This window comes from Kitasatospora sp. MY 5-36, assembly GCF_001182915.1.
Lineage (GTDB): Bacteria > Actinomycetota > Actinomycetes > Streptomycetales > Streptomycetaceae > Kitasatospora.
The window spans coordinates 1-3,388 of sequence record NZ_LFVW01000910.1 but is presented as its reverse complement, the minus strand read 5'-3'; the positions used below and the strand labels follow the sequence as shown (position 1 = coordinate 3,388).

2 protein-coding genes are annotated in these 3,388 nt (G+C 77.2%); both read right to left on the bottom strand.

The features are described from left to right. Positions 1-806 (bottom strand): sensor histidine kinase (locus AE652_RS38070; protein ID WP_199823207.1); only part of this gene is annotated, 806 nt, incomplete at its 3' end. A gap of 147 nt (positions 807-953) precedes the next feature. Next, positions 954-3,388, bottom strand: a 2,435-nt coding sequence (locus AE652_RS38065; protein ID WP_049659912.1) for a SpoIIE family protein phosphatase, incomplete at its 5' end; no start/stop codon positions are given.

The window sequence follows — 3,388 nt, the reverse complement described above, 5'->3', positions numbered from 1 at the left end:
GTGGGCACCCCGGCGGCCGCCGGGGCGGTGGCCGGCACCGCCGTCGACTCGTCGTGCAGCACCCCGACCACCTCGCGCAGCTCGCGCATCGCCGCGACCGCCGCCTGCCGCAGCACCCCGACCGCCTCGCGCTGCCGGTCGGTGAGCGTCCGGTCCACCTCCAGCGCGCCCGAGTGCACCGAGATCAGTGCCAGTTGGTGGCCCAGGCTGTCGTGCATGTCCTGGGCGATCCGGTGCCGCTCGCGCAGCCGCGCCTGGTGCACCACCATGACCCGCTCGCGCAGCAGCTGCTCGTTGCGCTCGCGCAGCGCGTCCAGCAGGGCGCGGCGCTGCGCCCGGTAGCGGCCGTAGAGCGCGGGCAGCACGGCCACCACCAGGAAGGCCCCGAAGGACAGCGGCAGCAGCAGCTTCGGCGAGAACGAGGCGCCCTCCTTCAGCACGCCCGTCATGGTGAACAGCGCCCAGCCCACCACGAAGGTGCCGACCAGCGACCAGACCCGGCGGATCCGCGCCCCGGCCGTCCAGCCGGCGCAGACCAGCATCGGGATCGGGCCGACCGCCCAGCCGGCGGCGGCCGCGACGACGACCAGCACGGTGGCCGGCAGGCCCTTGCGCAGCACCCACGCCACCGCGACCCCGACGCCGACGAGCACCGCCTGGCCGGTGTTGGAGAGCAGCTCCATCAGCGCGGCGAAACCGCCCATCAACAGGGCGAGCAGCGCCTCGCCCACGACCCGCCGGGGCCGCCAGGGCCCCGGCAGCGCCGTCCGTACCACTGTGTTCCAGGCCCGCGCGATCGCTTCCACCCGTCGAGGCTATCGGTCCGGCCGGGTCGTCCGCCGTCCTCCTTCGTCGCCGCCCCCGCCGACGAAAGTCGCCTGGTCGGCCCCGTCCCGGTGGCCTGCCCGCCCGGTCCGCACGGCGCGGCCGCCGGGTCCGAACGGAGTGGCCGCTCAGCCGAAGGCCGTGAGCAGCAGGGCCACGTCGTCCACCCGGCGGGCGGAGCCGACCTCGCGCAGCAGCCGCTCGGCCGCCTGCTCCAGTCCCTCCCCCGCCACCGCCCGGGCCAGCGCGGCCCGCAGCCGGTCCACGCCCTGGTCGATCGCCACCGCCGGGTCCTCCACCAGCCCGTCGGTGTAGAGGGCGAGCACCGCCCCGCTGCCCAGCCGCAGGTCGCTGACCGGGTAGTCGGCCCGCTCGTCCACCCCGAGCAGCGGCCCGCCCGGGACGTACAGCGCCTCGGCCCGCCCGCCGGGGTGGCGCAGCACCGGCGGGAGGTGCCCGGCCCGGGCGATCCGGCCGAGCCCGACGGCCGGGGTCAGCCGGACCAGGCAGCAGCTGGCGAGCAGCCCGGGGTCGAGGTCGAGCAGCAGCCGGTTGGTGCGGGCGAGCACCTCGTCGGGTGGGTCGCCACCGGTGGCGAAGGCGCGCACGGCGCTGCGCAGCTGTCCCATCGTGGCGGCCGCGCCGACGCTGTGGCCCTCGACGTCGCCGATCACCAGGGTGACGTCCTCGCCCGTGACGATCGCGTCGTACCAGTCGCCGCCGATCTCCATGCCCTGGGTGCCGGGCAGGTAGCGGGCGGTGATCCGGATGCCGGGCACCTCGGGCAGCCGGTGCGGCAGCAGCGCCTGCTGCAGGCCGCGGGCCAGGGCGAACTCGGCGTCGTACAGCCGGGCGCGCTCCAGGGCCTGGGCGATGAAGCCGCCGAGCGCGGTGAACAGGCCGCGCTCCTCCACGGTGAACGGGCGCGGCAGGTCGAAGCCGACGATGCAGGTGCCGACCGGGCGGCCGGAGGCGATCAGCGGCAGGAAGGCCCAGGCGCCCATCTCGTCCAGGGCCAGGCCGGGGTAGGTGGCGGCGAGTTCGCGCACCGACTCAAAGAAGACCGGGGTGCCGGTGCGGAGCGTCTCCGCGCCGGGCACCCGGGTGTCCATCGGGATGCCCTCGAAGGCGTCCAGGAAGCCGTCCGGGTAGCCGGTCTGCGAGAGCAGGTGCAGCCGCTGCTCGCGCACCGCGTAGATGGCGAGCTCCTGGCCGCCGAAGGCCGGCAGGAGTTCCTCGGCCACCGCCCGGCAGACGTCCCGGACGGTGACCGCCTCGGTGAGCGCGCTGGCCAGTTGGAGCAGGTGGTGGGTGCCGCCCATCCCCGTGCGGGCGGCGGGCGGCGGCGGGACGGCGGCCGGCTCGGCGGCGCCGGGCGGGGCCTCGGCCGCGACCACCCGGGCGGTGACGCCGTGCGGGTCCGGGTAGAGCGAGAAGGCGAGCCAGCCGTCCGGCGGGCGGGCGGCCAGGAAGGCGGTGGGCCGCTGGGAGAGCTGGGCGGCGCGGTAGCGGTTCTCGTAGAAGGGGTCGGCGAGCCAGGGCAGCGCCTCCCACGGGGGGCGGTGGACCAGGTCCTCGCGGCGGGCCCGGAGCAGTGGTTCGACGGCGCGGTTGGCGTAGCCGATCCGGCCGTCCTGGTCGAGCGCGAACACGCCCTCGGGCAGCCGGTCGACGGCGGCCGCGGCGGCGGTCAGGCTCCGGAGGTCCAGCACCGCGCCGACCAGGTGGGTCCGGCCGTCGGAGATCGCCCGGGGCACCCGGGCCCACAGCTCCACCGGGTACGGCAGGCCGTCCGGGCCGAGCACCCGGACCCGGGCGGCCAGCACCTCGCCGCGCTCCAGCGCGATCCGGGCGGCGGCCCGGAACCCGGGCAGGTCGCCGGGGGCGACGCGACGGCCCAGGGCGGCCACCGTGCCGTCGAACTCCCCGGGTCCGAAACCGAAGATCTCCAGGAACTGGGTGTCGGCGGCGAGCGACCCGGTGGCCACGTCCCAGTCGAACATCCCGACCCGGGTGGTCGGCACCGACGGCGGCGGCAGCTCCACCACGGCCGCCTCGCAGCCCGGCTCCACCGACTGCCCGGACTCCGCCAACCCGGCCAGGCCGTCGGCCAGTTGGGCGGCCGCCTCGGCCAGCCGCCGGGCCGCCGGCGCCGCCACTCCGTCGTCCGAGGCCGGCCACAGCGCGGTCAGCACCCCGAACGTCTCCCCGCCGCGCCCCACCGGCTCGCAGGCGGAGACGAAGTCGTACGGCAGGCCGACCGCGAGCTGCGGGAAGCGCCGCATGGTGTCCTCGGCGTCGGTGAGGACGACGGCGCGGCCGGTCCGGAAGGCGACCGCGACCGGCAGCGGCCCCGCGGCGGCCACCCGCCGGAACGGGCCCATCACCGACAGCGGCACGCCCGCGATGGTGCGCAGCACCAGCGAGCGGCGGTCCCGCGAGCGCAGGTACACCAGCGAGCCGTACGCCCCGGTCGACTCCAGCACCCGGCGCGCGGCCAGGGCGAGCAGCTCGTCGCGCCGGTGGTCCGCCCGCCGGGCCGTCTCCCGGACGGACGGCGGGG